The sequence below is a fragment of the Deinococcus misasensis DSM 22328 genome, from assembly GCF_000745915.1.
Taxonomy (GTDB): Bacteria; Deinococcota; Deinococci; order Deinococcales; family Deinococcaceae; genus Deinococcus_C; species Deinococcus_C misasensis.
In genome coordinates, this window is the sequence record NZ_JQKG01000001.1 from 132,903 (window position 1) to 149,968 (window position 17,066).

The 17,066-nt window shown below is 54.8% G+C and carries 17 protein-coding genes; 8 read left to right on the forward strand and 9 right to left on the reverse strand.

Annotation, left to right across the window (positions count from 1 at the left end):
• The first annotated feature begins 23 nt into the window (after positions 1–23).
• On the forward strand, positions 24–899 hold the full coding sequence (locus Q371_RS00560) for an aldo/keto reductase (protein WP_034334764.1): 876 nt from the start codon (positions 24–26) through the stop codon (positions 897–899).
• A 56-nt stretch (positions 900–955) separates the two neighbouring features.
• Here the strand turns inward: Q371_RS00560 and Q371_RS00565 are convergent, their stop codons facing one another.
• Positions 956–1,708 (reverse strand): VC0807 family protein, encoded by a 753-nt coding sequence (locus Q371_RS00565; RefSeq protein ID WP_169743759.1) that lies wholly within the window; start codon positions 1,706–1,708, stop codon positions 956–958.
• Between the two features lie 43 nt (positions 1,709–1,751).
• Here Q371_RS00565 and Q371_RS00570 point away from each other — a divergent pair, with 43 nt between their 5' ends.
• Together Q371_RS00570 and Q371_RS00575 are read left to right on the forward strand one after the other, a co-directional pair.
• Positions 1,752–2,369 (forward strand): ComF family protein, encoded by a 618-nt coding sequence (locus Q371_RS00570; RefSeq protein WP_034334770.1) that lies wholly within the window; start codon positions 1,752–1,754, stop codon positions 2,367–2,369.
• A gap of 26 nt (positions 2,370–2,395) precedes the next feature.
• The gene (locus tag Q371_RS00575; protein WP_051963031.1) at positions 2,396–3,139 is read left to right on the forward strand and encodes a DUF4344 domain-containing metallopeptidase; all 744 of its coding nucleotides are present in this window, start codon (positions 2,396–2,398) and stop codon (positions 3,137–3,139) included.
• 68 nt (positions 3,140–3,207) lie between these two features.
• Here the strand turns inward: Q371_RS00575 and Q371_RS00580 are convergent, their stop codons facing one another.
• The 5 genes from Q371_RS00580 to Q371_RS25025 form a co-directional block, all read right to left on the reverse strand.
• Complete coding sequence (locus Q371_RS00580) at positions 3,208–3,717, reverse strand: DUF1684 domain-containing protein (protein WP_034334772.1); 510 nt, start codon at positions 3,715–3,717, stop codon at positions 3,208–3,210.
• Complete coding sequence (locus Q371_RS00585; protein WP_245618171.1) at positions 3,714–3,905, reverse strand: RNA-binding S4 domain-containing protein; 192 nt, start codon at positions 3,903–3,905, stop codon at positions 3,714–3,716. The genes Q371_RS00580 and Q371_RS00585 overlap by 4 nt, the downstream gene beginning before the upstream one ends.
• 169 nt (positions 3,906–4,074) lie before the next feature.
• Positions 4,075–4,794, reverse strand: a complete 720-nt coding sequence (locus tag Q371_RS00590; protein ID WP_034334777.1) for a dockerin type I domain-containing protein — start codon at positions 4,792–4,794, stop codon at positions 4,075–4,077.
• Entirely contained in the window at positions 4,791–5,270 is a 480-nt protein-coding gene (locus Q371_RS00595; protein WP_051963032.1) for a hypothetical protein, read from the reverse strand. The genes Q371_RS00590 and Q371_RS00595 overlap by 4 nt, the downstream gene beginning before the upstream one ends.
• Positions 5,270–6,376, reverse strand: a complete 1,107-nt coding sequence (locus tag Q371_RS25025; RefSeq protein WP_051963033.1) for an Ig domain-containing protein — start codon at positions 6,374–6,376, stop codon at positions 5,270–5,272. The genes Q371_RS00595 and Q371_RS25025 overlap by 1 nt, the downstream gene beginning before the upstream one ends.
• A gap of 344 nt (positions 6,377–6,720) precedes the next feature.
• Here Q371_RS25025 and Q371_RS00605 point away from each other — a divergent pair, with 344 nt between their 5' ends.
• Positions 6,721–9,633, forward strand: a complete 2,913-nt coding sequence (locus tag Q371_RS00605; protein ID WP_051963034.1) for an insulinase family protein — start codon at positions 6,721–6,723, stop codon at positions 9,631–9,633.
• Positions 9,634–9,690: 57 nt separating this feature from the next.
• On the opposite strand, the gene Q371_RS00610 is transcribed toward Q371_RS00605, so the two are convergent.
• Positions 9,691–10,425, reverse strand: coding sequence for an alpha/beta hydrolase (locus Q371_RS00610; protein ID WP_034334780.1), 735 nt, complete (start codon positions 10,423–10,425; stop codon positions 9,691–9,693).
• Between the two features lie 189 nt (positions 10,426–10,614).
• Between Q371_RS00610 and Q371_RS00615 the strand changes: the two genes are divergently transcribed.
• Entirely contained in the window at positions 10,615–11,190 is a 576-nt protein-coding gene (locus tag Q371_RS00615) for a hypothetical protein (RefSeq protein WP_034334782.1), read from the forward strand.
• Between the two features lie 63 nt (positions 11,191–11,253).
• Here Q371_RS00615 and aspS read toward each other — a convergent pair whose 3' ends face one another.
• On the reverse strand, positions 11,254–12,552 hold the full coding sequence (gene aspS / locus Q371_RS00620; protein WP_034334784.1) for an aspartate--tRNA(Asn) ligase: 1,299 nt from the start codon (positions 12,550–12,552) through the stop codon (positions 11,254–11,256).
• Positions 12,553–12,999: 447 nt separating this feature from the next.
• Here aspS and Q371_RS00625 point away from each other — a divergent pair, with 447 nt between their 5' ends.
• Both Q371_RS00625 and Q371_RS00630 read left to right on the forward strand, forming a co-directional pair.
• Positions 13,000–13,842 (forward strand): DegV family protein, encoded by an 843-nt coding sequence (locus Q371_RS00625; protein ID WP_034334786.1) that lies wholly within the window; start codon positions 13,000–13,002, stop codon positions 13,840–13,842.
• A gap of 77 nt (positions 13,843–13,919) precedes the next feature.
• Positions 13,920–15,125, forward strand: coding sequence for a serine hydrolase (locus Q371_RS00630; protein WP_051963035.1), 1,206 nt, complete (start codon positions 13,920–13,922; stop codon positions 15,123–15,125).
• Positions 15,126–15,177: 52 nt separating this feature from the next.
• On the opposite strand, the gene Q371_RS00635 is transcribed toward Q371_RS00630, so the two are convergent.
• Positions 15,178–15,807: a hypothetical protein gene (locus tag Q371_RS00635; RefSeq protein ID WP_034334788.1), complete on the reverse strand. Its 630-nt coding sequence runs from the start codon at positions 15,805–15,807 to the stop codon at positions 15,178–15,180.
• Between the two features lie 96 nt (positions 15,808–15,903).
• Between Q371_RS00635 and Q371_RS00640 the strand changes: the two genes are divergently transcribed.
• On the forward strand, positions 15,904–17,031 hold the full coding sequence (locus Q371_RS00640; protein WP_034334791.1) for an N-acetylmuramoyl-L-alanine amidase family protein: 1,128 nt from the start codon (positions 15,904–15,906) through the stop codon (positions 17,029–17,031).
• Positions 17,032–17,066 lie beyond the last annotated feature (35 nt).

The window sequence follows — 17,066 nt, forward strand, 5'->3', positions numbered from 1 at the left end:
CCAGATCAGGGCTGGAGGTACAGATGGTTTTCCGCGATTTTGGCAACGCCGACTTCAAGGTTTCGGCACTCGGGTTTGGGGCTGGACACATTGGCTGGGACAAACTGGACGAAAACTTCGTGGGCTCCCTGCTCAACGAAGTGGTCAATGCAGGCATCACCCTGATCGACACCGCCCGAGGCTATGACCTCTCCGAAGAACGCATCGGACGGCACCTCTCATGGCGCAGAAAAGATTTCATCCTGTCCAGCAAAGGCGGCTACGGCGTAGAGGGGGTCAAAGACTGGACCCCCGAGAACATCCACAGGGGCATGGACCGTGCCCTGCACACCATGCGCACCGATTACCTCGACATCTTCCACCTGCATTCCTGCCCTCTGGGCACCCTACAAGACGAAAAACTGCTCAAAGCCCTGCAAGAGGTCAAGCTGCAAGGAAAAGTCCGGGCCATCGCTTACTCGGGCGAGAACGAAGCCTTGCAGTGGGCTCTGGACTCTGGCGTATTTGACAGCGTGCAGTGCAGCGTGAATCCCTTCGACCAGAGAAGCATCCCTTGGATTGCACAGGCCCAGCAAAAAGGCATGGGCGTGATCGCCAAGCGACCTCTGGGCAATGTGCCCTGGACTTACGAGGAGCGTCCCTCAGGCCAGTACGCCGAGGAATACTGGCTGCGCATGAAAGCCATGGATTTCACTCCACCTCTGGCGTGGGAGGAATTCACCTTGCGGTTTTCGGTGTTCACTCCGGGGGTCAGCAGTGCCATTGTGGGCTCCAGAAATCTGGAAAACATCCGCAGAAACATCGAGATTGTGCAACAAGGCCCCTTGCCCGAAGACCTGTACCAGCAGGCCAGAGCTGTTTTTCAGGCCCACGATGAGGACTGGATCGGACAGGTTTGACCTCAAAAAACCCTCGCAAAAGCGAGGGTTTTTGATTTCTGCAGTCTTTTGCAAGCTCAATCAGCAGAATTGGGGGTGGGCTGCGGATTGTGGTGCTGTTCCAGAGCCTCCCAGAAGTGGTCTTCCAGAGGGCTTGCTTTGTCTCCAAACTCGTTTTTGCTGGCCCAATTCAGCATGTAAAACGCCAATCCATACCCGATCAATGTGGAGATGATGCTGATGGGTCGCATGGTGGCTGTGGCCGTCTCCAGTTGCTTGATGAACGCATCGGTGCCAAAGGGATCGGTCAAGAGCTGCTTGTGCACCAGAAAGTTCACCCCTGCATTGATGGTGGACTCGATGAAAATCACCACCGTGCCCCAGAACAGCATCTTTTTGATGGCGGGATGGTTCAGGTACCGATCAAACAGGCTTTTGCGCTCGGGGGTGTCGGGGTTCAAAGTAAACCGGATGAAGGCCGTGAAAAAGGGCCGGTTGATGATCAAAGACACCAGCATCACCAGAGCAATGAAGGCCGGGGTGTAGGAATCCTTGAGGGCATACTGCCATCCGGACACCTGCCAGAAAGACAGCATCCCCTGCACAATGGCCCCAGCAGCAACCACCATGGTCACGGGGTTGAAGACTTTGTTGCGGACAAAATCCCAGATGATGTAAATGGCTGGAATCAGGCTGGCAAGGACAATCACCCACACCGGCCCCAGAATGCTTTTGAAACTGAATCCCGTTTTGAACAGGTCTGAACTCAGGAGCATGAGCGGCACACCTGCCGAAAAGAACAAATCCCAGACGATCTTAGGTACTTTCACGTATCCTAGAATATCCGAAAAGCTTAAGTTTACACTGAATGCCGTGCACACTTTTTTTCGAACTTTGTTTCCACAAACCTGTCCTGGCTGCCATCAGGCTTTGAAAACCCATGCTGCCCTTTGTCCCACCTGCACCCCCAAAACTGCATTCTTAACTCACCAGAGCGTTCTGAAAGACACCCAAGAACCCCATCTGGTGTATCTGGGTGCCCCTGAAGGCAAAATCAGGCGCATGGTGCATGCCCTGAAATACCACGGAAATGCCAGAGTGGCAGACAGCCTTGCTGAGGCTCTGGCCTCGAAGGTGCCTGCTTCATGGCAACTGGACTGCTTATGTCCGGTGCCCTTACACCCGAGACGGCTGCAACAAAGGGGCTACAACCAGAGTCGGGTGCTGGCCGAAGCGGTGGGTAAAAAGCTCAGGCTGCCTACGCTGGACCTGCTGAAACGCACAGTTTACACAGCGCAGCAGGCCAAATTGCACCATCTGGAAAGGCAGAGCAATCTGGAGGGGGTGTTCGATCTGCAAGCTCCAGCACATGGAAAATCCATTTTGCTGGTGGACGATGTGCTCAGCACGGGAGCCACCTTGCGGGCATCGGCTCAAATCTTACAGCGAGGAGGGGCCAGAGCCGTGTATTTTCTGGTTGTTGCACGTTGAGGTCTTAAGGTGCACACAGGAGAAACATGCGAAAGTGGTTGCTGGGAATGGTGTTACTGGGCGGCGTGGCGCAGGCTCAAATTGTGCTGGATTTTCAGACCCCCGAGGCCAAAACCCATCAACTCACCTTTCAGGTGTTGTCCAAAAGCCAGTACCTCCGAAACACCCTGCGTGAATTTTCTGAAAGTCTGAAATGGCCCCGCAAAATCACGGTGGTCTTTCTGGAGTGCAAAAAAGCCAATGCCTTTTACGACCCCAAAAAACTGCAAGTCCAGATGTGCTATGAACTGATTGACGAATACCTTGAACTGGAAAACCAAAACAAAAACACCGAAAAAGGCATGCTCAGTGCCGTCATGTTCACCCTGCTCCATGAGCTTTCCCATGCCCTGATTGACCAGTTCAAACTTCCAGCCACCGGTCGAGAAGAAGATGCAGCAGACCAGTTTGCCACCCTTGCCTTGCTGAACCTGAAAGACGATGACGCTTTGCTGAGCGGTCTGGCCCAGTTCGCCCGGGAAGCCGCCACAGAGGCAGAAGCTCCATCGGACGGCTTCGCAGACGCCCACGCCCTGAGTGCACAGCGTCTGTACAATCTGGTGTGCCTGCTGTATGGAAGCAACAAGAACAAACACCAGGACCTACTGAAGCAGTTCAAGATTCCCTCAAATCGGGTGGCCCTTTGCCCTGAAGAATTTCAGGATGCCCTTTACGCCTGGAACACCCTTTTGAAACCCCACCAGAGAAATCCCAAAAAAGCTTTGCTGTGATTTGCCATGGTCTACAAAAACCCCCAGAGTGCTCTGGGGGTTCTGGTCTTCAGGAGGTTGACAGGCCTTTACAGGGCTTTTTCTCCAGCTGGAACATCGAAAGGAATCCAGTTGGCCGCAGGGGGCAACGGGCAGGACCATGCTTCATCGTAAGCACAGTAGGGGTTGTAGGCCATGTTGAAATCCAACAAAACCTCATCGCCATCCAGAGGGGCATCGATGTAACGCCCGCCTCCATAGGTGCTCTGGCCATTGGTTTTGTCTTTGAACGGAATGAACAGGCGTTGAGGGTCGTCTTCTTCCACAGGAACATACAGTTCAAGACGATGCATGCCCTTTGCGAAAGGCACATCCACATAACCCCACACCTGATACTCGCGGATTTCTCCGGTGTTGGTCTGGATTTCGATGATTCTCATGGACTCATCGTGCAGGGCAGGCAACTGGAACTGGTACTCCTCCTGAATAGGGAAATACTTCAAGCCTGTGAAGCCCTGTTTTTTCTCTGAACTCAAGGGACTGTGCGGGCCTTTGAAGTGCGTGTCTTTGCGTTCCCGGTAATGTTCGATGTCAGTCATAAGTGTACGGTGGCACTTCTGCCCTGATAGGTGACGGTGTCGCCCTCACGCAGCTTTTTGCGTCTGCGGGTTTCGATTTCACCGTTGACCTTCACCTCGCCGCCCTGAATGACGAACTTGGCGTGGCCTCCGGTCTGCACCCAATCTTGCAGCTTCAGCCAATCTTGCAGGTCTATGGTGCCTTCCATTCTGCCCATCCTAGCACACTCTCCGAAACGCACATGGAAAGCAAAGTCACTTCTTTGAGCCCAACAGGGCCTTCGAACCTTCAGACAACCAGAGCCAAAAGCAGAGAGGGGCATCCACTCAACTTAGGATGCCCCTCTTGCATGTTTTGAATTTGATCTCGGCGTGCTTTTACTTCTGGTACAGCTCGCGGAACAGGTTGTAATCCTGTTCATTCACCTGACCATCCTGATTCAGGTCCCCTTTGGAGGGGTTTTCCACACCCATGTTGCTGGCCAGAATGATCAGGTCGAGGAGGTCCACACGGTCATCGCTGTTGAAGTCCCCCTTGCTGGCATACAGGGTCTTGAGGGTCTGCTTGTCGGATTCCGTCAAGGTGCGTTCTTTGGGAAGCAACACACCATCAGAGAGCTTGAGGACTTTGGCGGTCTCCACACGCCAGATCACGCTCTGGGACAAGGTGGTGGAGGTGTTGATCCAGATCCACCTGCGGTTTCCAAAGATCAAAGTGCGGCTTCCTGCATCTGGGTTGAAAGGGATGTCGGTTTCGGTCAGGAAACGCTGGTCTGCGTTCTGCACAAATTCCGCTTGAAAGGGCACCCGTTCGTGGGAAAACACCTTGAGGGCTTCCTGAAACTGACCTTGCAAAGCCTCTGGGACTGTGACCTGCACTTTCACAATCGGAAACTCTGGTTCTGCAGGTGTGGATGGGGTCACAGGAGCAGCAGGGGTTGTTTTGGGCTGCTCTGGAGTGGTGGGTTCGGTTTTGGGTTGCTCTGCAGGTTGGGTTGCTGGTGCAGTCTGGGTCGGAGGTGTCGGTGTTTGATCCGTCCCTGTGGACTGGGCCAGAGCTGTCCCGGCAAGCAAGAACAGGGTCAGGAAAGCTTTCACAGTTTCTCCCGGATGTGGGTTTTGAAGGTGCTCAATTCGTTGTTTTGCAGGCTCAGGCTTTCGATGCCCAGCACACGGCTGTCCTGAATGCGGTACATTCCCTGATTGAAGCCCACAACAGGACTGTCGTATGGGGTTTTGTACAGGAACAGCACCCATTCTTCATCTTTTTTGAATGAAGGGGCACCCTCCATTTGCCAGTCACCCCCCCCGAGCACATTGAAAGCAGGCACATCGCCAACCTGGGTGAGGGTTTTGGGGTCCCCTTTGAGCACCTCTCTGACATTCAGGGTGTACTGCTGCCAGGGGTAATTTTTGCTCTGGATGGTTTTCACATCCAGAATGCGCACATGCACGATCACATCGGCTTTCTTGATCTGGTCTTCAAAGGCCAGAGGGTTGACCGTGGTGGCCTGTGCGGTGCTCCAGAGCAGGGCACCCAACACCAAGGTTCTGAACAGTGGGGTGTTTGACATCATGGCTGTCCTTGAGAACCATCAGAAGGTTCTGGATTTTCGGGATTCTGAGGGTTTTCGGGGTTCTCGGGAATCTCGGTGTCGCTCGGATCAGGGTTTTCTGTGCCGGGCTCTGGAGAAGGGGTTTCTTGCACTGAACCGTCAGGGTTTTCAGGGGTCTCCCCTTCGCCCGGAGCGGTCTGATCTGTGCCCTCTGGATTTTCAGTGGGGTTTTCAGTCGTTTCAGGCGTGGTGGGGTTTCCAGTGGGAGCTTCCGTTCCAGAGGGTGGGGTCTGTTCTGGGTCGGTCGGTTCTGCTGGAGGGGTGTTCGCAGGCTTGGCAGGCTCCTGTTTGGGTTGTTCGGTTTTGGGGGATGCCGGTGGGTCAGCAGGTTTGGGCTTGGGTGCAGGGGTCAGCAAATCTGTTCCAGCCAGCTTTTTGGACGCCCCATCCCTGAGGTCGTAATTGCTGCTGGTGAGGGCAGGCACGAACACCCCGGCTTCTTTGCTGGACTCCACCTCCAGAAACAGGGCTTTGTTGTCGCGGAAGAACTTCTGGGTGAAGGCAAAATCCACGGTCAGGATGTTGTTCTTGACATTCCAGATCACCAGAGGCTTTCCGGTCACAGGCAGGACATTCTTGACCACCAATCCCTCTGGGACGGACATGGTGAAGCGACCACCGGCGACTTTCTCAGCGTTTTTGATCACCACTGGAATGCGGGTGCTGGACTTGACCGGGGTTCCGGGCAGTTCAAAAGACATCTCGGGTGGGGGTTTGTCGGTCACCGAGAGGGTGTATTTTTGAATTTTGGTGGACAGGTTGGCATCCGTCACCTGCACCGTAAATGTGAATGCGCCTTTTTCAGTGGGGGTGCCAGAGATGGTACCCCGGTCTCCGGTGGACAGGTTGAGGCCAGCAGGCAGTTTGCCATCCACCACTGTAAAGATGTAGGGGGATACCCCACCCAGCACACCCAGACTGGCAGAATAGTTTTCGCCCACAATGGCGGTTCCCAGAGAGGGGTTGCCGATCCGCACGGTGTCTTTGGGCAAACCTGCGGTGTTCTCTGCACCAGAGCAGGCCACCATCAAAACCAGGCTTGCGCCCAGAATCCAATTTCGCATGGGAACAGTGTACCTGTTTTTTCTGAGGGTTCCGGGAGAAAAAACAAGACCCGCATGAAGGAGTGCTGGAGGAGGGAATTCCCCTTCAAGCGATCAGCCATCAACCAGAAAGAAAGTTTTCTGGCTGCCTTTTGAGCCTCAACTCGGAATGGACATTCACTTTTCATCTTTTTGTTTTGCTGTTGTCGAAAGCAAGAGCTGCTGGATGAGCTTTTTGCTGACTCCTGACGGCTGATCGCTGAACGCTTTCTCAAATGACATGCCAAAAGCAGGGCTTTGCGGTGACCCTGTCAAAAGGTGCCTGTTCTCTGTTGCAACGGCTTTTAAGAGGATATAATTCCGCCATGATCACAAGTTGGAAGGTTGGACAGGACCTTTATGGTTATCAAGTCACTCGCATCACACCGGTTCCCGATTTGCATGGCACCCTGATCGAATTGCGCCATGCCTCTGGGGCCAAGCACATTCACATTGAACGGGACGATCCCAACCTCACTTTCATGGTGAGCTTCAAAACCATTCCCACCGACGACACTGGGGTGGCGCACATTCTGGAGCACCTTGTGCTGGGTGGCAGCGAGAAATATCCGGTCAAAGACCCTTTCTTCATGATGTTGCCCCGTTCCCTGAACACCTTCATGAACGCCCTGACCGGGGACGACCTCACCATGTATCCGTTCTCGACCCGCAACCACAAGGATTTCTTCAATTTGCTGTCCCTGTATCTGGATGCGGTGTTTTTCCCCAATCTGGACCCCCTCAAATTCAAACGGGAAGCCCACCGTTTTGAGTACAGCGACCCCTCCAATCCAGAGTCGGATTTGACCGTTCAGGGCGTGGTGTACAACGAGATGAAAGGCACCCGCGCCGACGCCAACTCCCAGTTCAACAACCTGCTGGGCAAGGCTTTGTACCCGGACCTCACCTATTCCAAGGACTCTGGCGGAGATCCCGCTGCCATTGTGAACCTCACCTACGAGCAACTGAAAAGCTTCCATGCCCGGTACTACCACCCGAGCAACGCTTACTTTTACACCTATGGCAACAGCGACCTGACCGAAATCCTGAAAAACATCGATGCGTGGGCACTCGGACGCTTTCAGGCAGAGCCTTTCGAGGCCGAAATCGGAGTGCAAAAGCCTTTTGAAACCCCTGTCACCGTGCGCGGTGCTTACCCGAGCAGCGACACCGACCACAAGTCCATTGTGGCCGTGGCATGGATGACCGCTCCAGCCACCGACCTGTACACCACCCTGAAGCTTTCGGTGCTGTCCAGTGTGCTGCTGGGCAACAGTGCAGCCCCCTTGCAGAAAGCCCTGATCGATTCTGGTCTGGGTCAAGCCCTTGCACCCGGCTCAGGGTTCAATGGAAGTTTCTCACAGACCCGCTTCGCAGCCGGACTCAGGGGCACCAACCCAGAGGATGCCCCAGCCATCGAAGCTCTGGTGCTGGAGGTGCTGCAAAATCTGGTCAAAGAGGGCATCCCTGCTGAACTGGTGGACAGTGCCATCCACAAAATTGAGCTGTACCGCAAACACGTCTCCAACTCTGGCTACCCTTACAGCCTGAAAGTGGTGTTCAGCTTCCTGTCCGAGTGGATGTATGGCGCTGATCCTGTGGAGGCCCTCAACTTCAACCATCACATGGAGCGCTTGCAGCAAGACCGCCAGAGTGGCCCGGTGCTGGAAAACCTGATCCAGAGTGAACTGCTGGACAACCCCCACCGTGCCCTGATTGTGCTGGAAGCCAGCACCACGCAGGCTCAGGAGGAAGCTGCCATTGAACAGGCATACATTGAGCAGGCAAAGTCTGCGCTGAATCCAGAGAAGCAACAGCAGATTGTGGATGAGGCCCTGCAAGTGCTGTCCTTGCAAGACGATCCCGGCGACATCAGCGTGCTCCCTGACCTTGAACTCTCGGATGTGAACACACAGGTTCCAGAGGTCCCTTACCAGACGGTACAGCAAGCAGGCACCACGGTGGCTCTGGTGCCTCAACCCACCAACGGTCTGGTGTACGTGGATGTGCTCTTGCACACCAACCACCTGAGCGACGCCCAGAAAGACCTTCTGAATGTGCTGTCCACTGCGGTCACCCGCTCTGGGGCCGGAGACCGCGACGATGTGGAACTGGCCCGCCATCTGGAGGCCGTGACCGGCGGAGTGTCTGCCACTCTGGGGGTCAATGCCCGTCCAGAGAACAGCTTCGATGCTGCAGAAACCCTCACCCTGAGTGGCAAAGCACTGGTTCGCAACCAGAGCGCCCTGCTGTCCGTGATCCGGGACATGCTTTTCGCCCCTCGCTTCACTCCAGCCCGCCTGCGCCAACTGGTGAAACAGCAACTGGTGGCTCTGGAATCGGGCATCACCCGCTCAGGTCATGCTTTTGCGACACGGGTGGCTGCCAGCCAGCTCAGCCCGGTGGTGGCCCTGCGTGAACGTCAATTGGGCCTCAGCCAGCTGGAGGTTCTGCGGAAATACACCTCTGCCACCGATACAGAACTGGAAACCCTGCTGTCAGAATTCCAACAGATGCTGCAGGAGGCCCTGAAATCCGGTCTGCACATCTGCATCACCGCCGAAGAAAGCCAGTTGCCCGAGTTGTTGCAAGAAGCCCAGCAGCTTTTCACTGTGGAAGCCCAAGATGTTCAGGCGACCCCTCTGCAGACCCAGCCTTTGCAACCTGTGGCCCGCCTCACCGAATCGCTGGTGTCTTTCAATGCCATGAGCTTCAAAGGGGTGCCCTACACCCATCCTGACTCTGGTGCGCTGTATGTGCTGGGGCAAATCCTCACCGATGCCTACCTGATCCCCGAGATCCGCGAAAAAGGCGGGGCTTACGGGGCTTTCAGCAGCTACGATGCGCAGGTGGGGATGTTCTCTCTGGCCACCTACCGGGACCCACAACTCAGCCGTTCGTACCGGGTGTTCAAAGAGGTGCTGGAAAAAGTGCATGCCGGAGAACTGGAAGCCCGCCACCTCAAAGAGGGCATCCTGAGTGCTTGCAGTGCTCTGGATCCCCTCACCTCTCCAGACATCATTGGCAGTGCCAGAGTGTTCGGCGATCTGGGCGGCTTCACCCGTGACAGGCAGGAGGCTTTCCGGGCCAGCGTGGTCTCCACCACCCTTGAGGATCTGGCCCGTGTGGCCCAGACTTACCTGAAACCAGAATTGGCTGCTTACGCCACTGTGACCAGCAGCACCCTCCTGCATGCCCAGAGCGACTTGCCTGTGCCTTTTGTTGAGCAAAACATCTGACCTTTACTGCAAAGAACCCCCTCTGGATCTTCAGAGGGGGTTGATTCGTTTCAAAGCTCAATGCAGCAGAAATTCAAGGCTTTTTTCAAAGACCCAATCGGTCCACTGGAAAGAGCCAAACACGTGGTCTGCCTCTGGAAGGACAATCAACTCTGCCCCAGAGCTTTCTGCATATTCGACGGCGGTCTGCAAAGGCACCGCCTGATCTTTTTCGCCCTGAATGATGCGGACCCGTCCTTTGTACTGGGCAAGGGCTTTGCGGGCATCGTGCTGGGCGAGGTCCAGAAAATGATTCCGACCCACAGGCCACCCTCCAAAATCGGTGGTGCCTGTGGGAATTTTGCCATTCAGCATTTTCAACATGCGTTCTGGAGCAGCAGGAGCCCAGAGCAGCATCCGCTCGGGTTTCATCCCTGCTGCCGAAAGAATGGCGGTCATGCCACCCATGGAGAATCCCAGCACCATCAAGCGGGTGGGGTCGATGCCCGGATAGTTTCTCAGGTAATCTGCGGCGGCCACCGCATCTTCGATGTTGCGGGTGGTGGTCATTTCGCTGAAGTCGCCTTCGCTGTCTCCGTTGCCCCGGTAATCGAAACGCAGAGCAGCCACACCGACCTGTGCCAATTTGCGCGCCATCAACACAAACAGGCGGTGGTGTTCGCTTTTGGAACCGGTGAACCCGTGCAAAAAGACCACTGAGGGGTAACCTTGCTCAGGTTTGGGGGTGTCGGGAAGATGCAGCATGCCATGGATTTTCTGGCCGCCAACCGTAAACGTTGCCCAAGTTTCCATGGGGTTCAGTTTACACCCAGACCATGAAAACACCCGTTTTGCCCGAATTCACCGGCTGAGCCCAAACTGAAAGAGTCTTGTCAGATTTGGGGGAGCAAAATACGGTCAAAGAACAAAGTTGTTCTCTGTCAAAGCCCAGCACCTCACCCTGCTGGCACAGCACCACTCGGGAGCAGAAAGGGAAAGTCCATGTTCGTCTTGCACAACAAAGCCTCCAGTCCATGGAAAGCACAATGGGTCCAGCAGTACCAGAGCTTTCAACGCCGCTACCCCCTCGAAACCCTGCACGGCGTGGTGCTGTTCAGCAACCTTGATGAGGCCAGATCCCACACCCGCATCACGGTGCATTTCTCTGGCTTTGGAGAATCCCGTTCACAGGGGTTGTGGTACTTCTCCCCAGAGCGTCTGGCCCTGAGCATCGACGGAAAAAGCCTCAACTGGGCCAATCCTTCCGGTTTGACCGTGGTGTACGACCAGAGCGATGACCAAAAAGACCTGCTGACTGTGCTGGACAAAGACGGAGACACCCTGCTGGAAGTGGACTTCTCGGTGCACATCAAGAACAAAATCAAACTGGCCGGAGGATTCCTGCTGGCCTCGGGGTTCCGTGCCCATGAAATCACTCCGGCTTCTCTGGCCTCCAGAGACGATGTGCTGGAAGATTACTTCAAGCGGGCCAGAGACCCTTACAGCACCTATTTTCTGGATGGCCAGTGGGTGGCCACCAGTGTCTCTCCCCTGCCAGACGTGGACCGCAACTCCTGACTCCAAAATCAAAAAGACCGGGCATGTTCCCGGTCTTTTGTTTTGTGGTTGGTCTGGATGGAATCAGGGCAGCAAACGGTGGCGGTCTCTGGGGAACGCACGGGCGTAACGCACGTTCTGAATGCCCAGGAATTTGGCCGTCAGTCGCTCTGCACCAATGGCGAAACCACCGTGTGGGGGCATGCCGTGCTTGAAGACCTCAAGGTAGCCTTCAAAGCCGTCCACTTTCATGTTGCGGTCTTTCAGGCTTTCGAGCAGCATGGGGTACTCGTGGATGCGCTGTCCTCCAGAGGTGATTTCGATGCCCCTGTACAGCAAATCGAAGCTGCGGGTCAGGCCGTTTGCCTCGTAATAGGCATAAAAAGGACGGGCGTTTTTGGGGAAGTCGGTGACGAACACAAAATCGCTGCCCTCTTTTTCCTGAAAGTACTGGCTGAGCAAGCGCTCCCCTTCAGGGTCGAGGTCCTTGCCACCCACACTGTAACCAAAGTGGTCCTTGATCAGCTGGCGGGCTTCCAAGAGAGGAATTCTGGGAAAACGCTCTGGGGCTTTGGGGGCCTCCATTTTGAACAGCTCAAACTCTTTCTGGCACTTCTCAGCGAGGTTGCTGCAGATGCGCTGAAGCACCATCTCTTCGATTTGCATCACGTCTTCTTCAGACTCGATGAAGCCCAACTCCACGTCCAGAGAGAGGTATTCGTTCAGGTGGCGACTGGTGGCGTGCTCTTCGGCGCGGTACACCGGAGCGGTTTCAAACACCCGTTCGTACACCCCAACCATGATTTGTTTGTAAAGCTGGGGGCTCTGGGCCAGGTAAGCCCGCTCTCCGAAGTAATCCACCTCAAAGAGGTTGGAACCGCCCTCTGCACCTGCAGACACAATTTTGGGGGTGAAAATCTCGGTGAAGCCTGCATCAATCAGTGCTTCACGGAAAGACTGCACCAGCACAGCCTGAACCTTCAGTGAGGCCCGCTCTTTGAGGCCACGCACGCTGACGTAACGGTAATCCAGGAGGGTCTCGGGGTTGACGTGCCACTGCACTTTGGGCAGCTCAACGGGGCTGGGTTCCACGGCTCTGGAGAGCACTTCCAGTTCGGAAATCTGGATTTCGTAACCGCCGGGGGCTTTGGGGTGCTGGACGACTTTGCCCTTCACTTGCACCACCGATTCGGCAATGGGAATCTCCAGTTGAGAACCCACACACTGCACGATGCCCGTGCGGTCCCTGAGGGTCAGGAATTGCACCCCCCCGAGGTCACGTCGGGAGTACACCCAGCCTTTGAGCAGCACGGTTTCTCCGTTGTGCTGGCTGAGGTCCTGAACCAGGGTTCTCTGAAGTTGTTCGACTGCAGTCTCGGGCATGGTTGTCTCCTCCACGAAAAACCCCCCGTTTGATACGGGGGGCTTCAGCTCAAAACACTGCCTACGCCACCCGGTGGTGACGATTATCATCATTATTCACGGTGGCGGCAAGGCATTTCACTTAACGGGTACAGTAAAGAATTCAGGGTGCTGGCGTCAAGAGAGCAAACTAGACAGAGGGCGCTTCAGGCAAAGCAAAAGCCTTCATGGAAGCGACAAACCTGACCCTCTCTGACCAGACCAAACCTTTTGAGCAATGAATGCTTTCGCTGAATCAAGCTGGCGATCCAGAAACATCCTGTTGTGATTTTGCCTTTGCTGGACAAAGGTGGTGTTTGAGATGTGTTTCAATGCTTGTGAAAATTTTATTGTTTTTATGGCACAATCAGGGTTGGATTGAAGCGTACAGCATACCCTTTTCAGGTCAAAATCAAGTAATCTTAGACCATGCTCAAAGTCATCACCGATTCGACCTGTGATCTTCTTCCAGAACAGGTAGAAGCCCACCACCTGACCGTGGTTCCCCTGTACGTGAACTTCGACGGAAAACTTCACAAAGACCGTCTGGAAATCAACACCCCTGACATCTTCAATGGGGTCAAGGCAGGCAAAAAAATCCCCTCCACCAGCCAACCCTCCCCAGAGGATTTCAAAGCGGTTTATGACAATGCCCTGATGCTTTCAGACCATGTGCTGTCGGTGCACATCTCCAGCAAAATGTCTGGCACCGCCCAGAGTGCCACCATTGCGGCCAAAGAATTTCCTGGCAAAGTCACGGTTTTTGATTCTGAAACCGTTTCTGTGGGTCTGGGCATGATGGCCATGCGGGCCAGCGACATGGCCTGGATGGGTGGTCGCCTTGAAGACATCGTGGCCACCCTTGAAAAAATCCGCCAGAAGCAAAGCATCCGGTTTACCGTCGACACCCTGGAATTTTTGCGCTTGAATGGTCGCATTGGTGGAGCACAGGCCCTGCTTGGCAGCTTGCTCAACATCAAACCCCTGCTGGCGGTCAAAGCAGGCCGCGTGGAAGCTGCAGGGCGGGTGCGTGGGCGTCCACAGGCCCTCAAAGAGCTGCAAAACCATGTGGCCAAATACGTGCAGGAAAATGGCCCGAGCCGCCTGTGCATGATTGACACCCCTGGAGCTGAAGAAGAAGCCCGCACCATGGCAGAAGCCCTTCGTGCCACTGGAGTGGAAGTGGTGGGCGTGAATCAACTGGGGGCCGTGGTGGCCACCCACGCAGGTCCCGGTACCATCGGATACGGCATCGAACCCATCAATTTGTAACAGCCAGAACCCCGCACAGCAGAGAGGATTTTCTCTGCTGTGTTCTTTTTGTGATTTTTCGATATGATGAAAGCCTGATGTGGACCAAACTCACCTATGGGGTGCTTGCCCTCACCCTGATCTCACTCTCATGGACGCTGACCCCGATGGGTGGTCAGCACAAGTCCCCAGAGGTTCAGCTTCCACCTGTGGCACAAGCCGCCGAAGTGAAAAAGCCTGAGCCCATTTGTTATGCCTTCCAGCCCACATCCATTCCGCATGCTTCAGCACCCACCCCCCCATCCAGACTGCAAGGCAAACTGGGCCTATTTGTGGCAGAAGTGGACCCCCTCACCCTGAAATTCAAACGGGTGGTGTCCAGAGATGCCAACAGCCAGTACCCTCTGGCCAGCACCTACAAACAAGCCGTGCTGTACGAGGTGGCCCGCCAGATGGACGCCGGGAAAGTTTCCCTGAACGAAGTGTTTGAAGTGACCCAGAGCAACCAGAGCCTGGGGGAATTTCCTTTTGACCACAGCAATTTGCAAACCCTGGCTGTGCGCATGATCAAGAACAGCGACAACACCGCCACCGACATCCTGCAACGCAGGGTGGGTTTGCGCAATGTCCAACACAACATTGATGCTTTGAACCTGTGCAACACCCGCATGATCCTGACCACCAAAGCCTGGTGGACTGCCCAGTCCAGCATGAGTCCGATGTTCCCCAAAAACCATGCAGAGCTCTCCAAAGCCGCCGAGGAATTTGCCAGACTCAAAGGTGAAGCCCTGTACCAGAAAGCAGAAGCTCTGGATGCAGATGCCCAGAAAGTGCACTGGCTGGACCTCAACCGCGAAATCACCGCCTATTTTGAATCGGACCGGTACGATCCACGCATTGACCAGCACACGCACAATGCCAGCACTCCCGCAGAACTGGCGGTGTTTCTGTCCCACGAGTTCCTGAACAATGGCCTGTCTCCTGAAAAAGACCGCTGGTTCAGGGACGTGATGGCCACTGCACCCAATGGAGGCCACCTTTCCCTGCCCCACCATTACTTTGGAGGCAAAGGAGGCAACGGTTGGCGCATCCTGACCTACAGCGGTTACCTGCTGGGCAAAGACGGCAAACATTATGTGTATGCCTTCATGAATCAGGAAAGTGGCCACACCTACACCATCCGCGATACCGGCGCAGCCTTCCAGTGGATCAATGCCGCTTTCAAAACCCTGCAAACCCTTCCAGAGTCAAAACCCACGCAGGCCGAACCCCAGACCATTCCCGCCAGCAGCACCCAGCAATAAGAACAACCCAAACAAAAACACCCCATTTGGGGTGTTTTTGGGTCAGATGGGTTTATTTCAGGTAAGGCTTAAAAGCAGCCAATTGCTCTGAAGTGGGTTTGGTGGTGGCGGTGGCCTCCCCTTTGGTGTTGAACTTGACGTACAAAAGGCCGGTGCTGGATTTGTTGCTCAGCTTCTGTTTACCGCTCTGGAAAGCATAATTTCCATACAGAACAGCTGTGTTTTTTTCATAATCGGCCAGGATCATGTTGGCCTTGATGTTTGGGGTCTCGGCTTCAACGCCACCCGAGGCGACAATGATTTTGTCTCTGGTGTTCACCACCACTTTGTCTGCGCCCAGGTTTTTGATGTTGTCGTCTTTGTAGTTGATTTTGCCGGTGGCCGTCAGGTTGTTGTTCTTGACGGAGTATTCCACGTTGCTGGCGGTCAGCAATCCACCATCTGTGGTGGTGAGGCGAGCAGTTTTGGCTTTCAAAAAGTCGCCTTCTTTCATCTCGATGAACTGAGCATCGATTTTGATGCCGTTCTTGCTGTCAGACACTGTGCCCCCCTGAGGCAGGGTGGTGATGCCAGTCACCAGATCGACATCCTGATTGCCCTTGGGCTTGATGTCAAATCCAGAAAAGCTGGCGGCAAAGGTGATGCCGCACAGGGCGGAGATCAAAACAAACTTCCGTTTCATGAGAACCATCGTAAACCAACGGCACTTAGAAGCGTGAATCCCGTCTAAAGTCACGGTCATTGTTTCATTTCACACAACTCTGTTAAACTCGGCTAGATGAGCCTTTTTCGCGTTCTCTTGCTGGTCCTCTTTGCATTAAACTGGGCTTCTGCTGCACCTCGGGTTGGACAGTACGACGGGTACACCCGACTGGTGCTCGACCTTCCAAAGGAGGTCAAATACTTCATCAACGAGCAAAAAACCACCTTGACGGTGCGCCTGACTGGGATCACCCTACCTGCATCCTCGTCACAGGTGTCTTCCAACGAAATCAAAAGTTACGAGATCAAACCCTCAGGCAAAGACACCCTGTGGACCCTGCAATTGCTGCGTCCCCTGCAAAAGAAATACACCGCTTTCTGGTTGGATGGCACCGACGGAAAAGGGGTTCGGCTGGTGCTCGATCTGGGAGACAAGAGCACCGGAGGCCAGAGCAGTGTGCAACCGGCTGCTGCCAAAACCACCTCCGCAAAAACAGTCAAAGCACCTCCTGCTCCCAAAAAACCCAGACTGCGTGTGGTGATTGATGCTGGACACGGAGGCCACGATCCCGGCATGGTGGGTTACATCGTCGAAGAGGAGGTCACCCTGGATGTGGCCCTCAAATTGCGCGACCTGCTCAGGAAAAACGATGTCGAGGTGATCCTCACCCGCGACGAAGACGAAGCCCTCAATGCAGACAAACGCGCCGACCTGACTGCGCGTGCCAACATGGCCAATGCAGGCACCGTCAATGTGTTTGTGTCCATTCACGTCAACTCTGGACCAGAGAGCGCTCAGGGCATCGAAACCTTCATCTTCGGTGAACCTCAGGGGCCCCAGACCCGCGCTCTGGCCGTGAAAGAAAACGGGGGTGGCTCTGTGGGGGAAAGCATCACCAAACAGGCCAGCAGCTATGCCCAGAGCATCCTCGGGGACATTCTGGTGCAGGCCAACCTGACCCTGTCAAAGCAACTTGCAGACAAAGTGCAAAATGCCATGGTTCAACAACTCAATGCCTCCAACCGTGGAATCAAAGCCGCTCCTCTGATGGTTCTGCGGGTTGCCCGCACCCCGGCCATTCTGGTGGAAATTGGGTTTGGCACCCATCCTGTGGAAGGCCGAAAACTCGGGAACCCTGCTTACCGGCAACAAATTGCAGAAAGCATCGCTTTTGGCGTGATGAATTTCTTGCACGTCAAGTGAATCCAAAACCAAAAAGCTTCAGCGCAGTGCTGAAG

Coding starts and splice junctions, on each gene's coding strand:
- Q371_RS00560 (WP_034334764.1), top strand. CDS start 24: ATGGTTTTCCGCGATTTTGGCAACGCCGACTTCAAGGTTTCGGCACTC.
- Q371_RS00575 (WP_051963031.1), top strand. CDS start 2,396: ATGCGAAAGTGGTTGCTGGGAATGGTGTTACTGGGCGGCGTGGCGCAG.
- Q371_RS00580 (WP_034334772.1), bottom strand. CDS start 3,717: ATGACTGACATCGAACATTACCGGGAACGCAAAGACACGCACTTCAAA.
- Q371_RS00585 (WP_245618171.1), bottom strand. CDS start 3,905: ATGGAAGGCACCATAGACCTGCAAGATTGGCTGAAGCTGCAAGATTGG.
- Q371_RS00595 (WP_051963032.1), bottom strand. CDS start 5,270: ATGTCAAACACCCCACTGTTCAGAACCTTGGTGTTGGGTGCCCTGCTC.
- Q371_RS25025 (WP_051963033.1), bottom strand. CDS start 6,376: ATGCGAAATTGGATTCTGGGCGCAAGCCTGGTTTTGATGGTGGCCTGC.
- Q371_RS00605 (WP_051963034.1), top strand. CDS start 6,721: ATGATCACAAGTTGGAAGGTTGGACAGGACCTTTATGGTTATCAAGTC.
- Q371_RS00610 (WP_034334780.1), bottom strand. CDS start 10,425: ATGGAAACTTGGGCAACGTTTACGGTTGGCGGCCAGAAAATCCATGGC.
- Q371_RS00615 (WP_034334782.1), top strand. CDS start 10,615: ATGTTCGTCTTGCACAACAAAGCCTCCAGTCCATGGAAAGCACAATGG.
- aspS (WP_034334784.1), bottom strand. CDS start 12,552: ATGCCCGAGACTGCAGTCGAACAACTTCAGAGAACCCTGGTTCAGGAC.
- Q371_RS00625 (WP_034334786.1), top strand. CDS start 13,000: ATGCTCAAAGTCATCACCGATTCGACCTGTGATCTTCTTCCAGAACAG.
- Q371_RS00630 (WP_051963035.1), top strand. CDS start 13,920: ATGTGGACCAAACTCACCTATGGGGTGCTTGCCCTCACCCTGATCTCA.
- Q371_RS00635 (WP_034334788.1), bottom strand. CDS start 15,807: ATGAAACGGAAGTTTGTTTTGATCTCCGCCCTGTGCGGCATCACCTTT.
- Q371_RS00640 (WP_034334791.1), top strand. CDS start 15,904: ATGAGCCTTTTTCGCGTTCTCTTGCTGGTCCTCTTTGCATTAAACTGG.